The organism is Vibrio sp. 03_296 (genome assembly GCF_002265885.1).
On sequence record NZ_NPKW01000450.1, the window covers coordinates 1 to 930 of the forward strand.

The window sequence follows — 930 nt, forward strand, 5'->3', positions numbered from 1 at the left end:
GTGGAAGGTAGCCCACTTTCAAACCGGGTTGTGGACGTGCTTCACCATCAATATCGGTGTCCAGACCTGCCATGATGCGCAATTAAGGTGATTTACTGAACCGTTTAGGCCCAAAACACCGATTTTTGCACCAGGGAAGAAGCTTAGAGAGATGTCTTTAAGAATTTGACGCTTAGGTGGCACGATTTTGCTCACCCGCGACATGGTATATACGTATTCAGACCATTGCCGATCGTTCCTAATTTTAAATTCCACATAGAGGCAGTATTTTATATCAACTGCTGAGGATTTGTTACTGTCCAAAGAGAAATTCAGTGGCCATTCCACACTACTCCGCTCACAGAGATTGGTCTGCAAATGAATAAAATTGACAACACGATGACCGCATTAATGTGTAACTGTGTTTCATTAAAATGAAATCACTATTATTTACATCTGTCATCTTTACAACACTATAACAGAACGGTGTAATTGGATGCATATCGTGAGTTATTTGGCCCTAATACCCTTATGGGCAATCAGCGGTAAAAAACGTACTGGGGATATGACGCTAATGAGTTTAAAAAATATTGGGAGAGAGTCGGCCACAAAATGGCTGATGGCAGCGTTGTGTGGCGTGGCGATGAATGTCAGTGCAGCGGATGTGGTGACATTAGAAAAACAGCGCGTCTTGTATGAACAAGCGCAAAAACTGTTGGATGACAAAAACGATGAGGCCTATGTACAAGTGCGTTCTCAACTGGACGAGTATGCTCTTACGCCTTATCTCGATTACCGTTTTTTCCTGGCGCAGCTGTCAAAAAAACGCCAACAGAAGTGGAGACAATTTATTCACTCAAAGTCGTGATTACCCCGTTTTACAACGTATTCGCGTCGCCGTATCTTGATGCTTTATATCGCCAACAAGCATGGTCTGAAGTGGTGTCATTT

General features: G+C 43.0%; 1 protein-coding gene and 1 pseudogene. One reads left to right on the forward strand and one right to left on the reverse strand.

The annotated features are described in order from the left end of the window. A pseudogene (locus CIK04_RS25325) lies at positions 1-204 on the reverse strand (energy-dependent translational throttle protein EttA); the annotation flags it as partial. A gap of 349 nt (positions 205-553) precedes the next feature. Here CIK04_RS25325 and CIK04_RS25330 point away from each other — a divergent pair. Continuing rightward, complete coding sequence (locus tag CIK04_RS25330; RefSeq protein WP_325205812.1) at positions 554-847, forward strand: hypothetical protein; 294 nt, start codon at positions 554-556, stop codon at positions 845-847. The last annotated feature ends 83 nt before the right edge of the window (positions 848-930 follow it).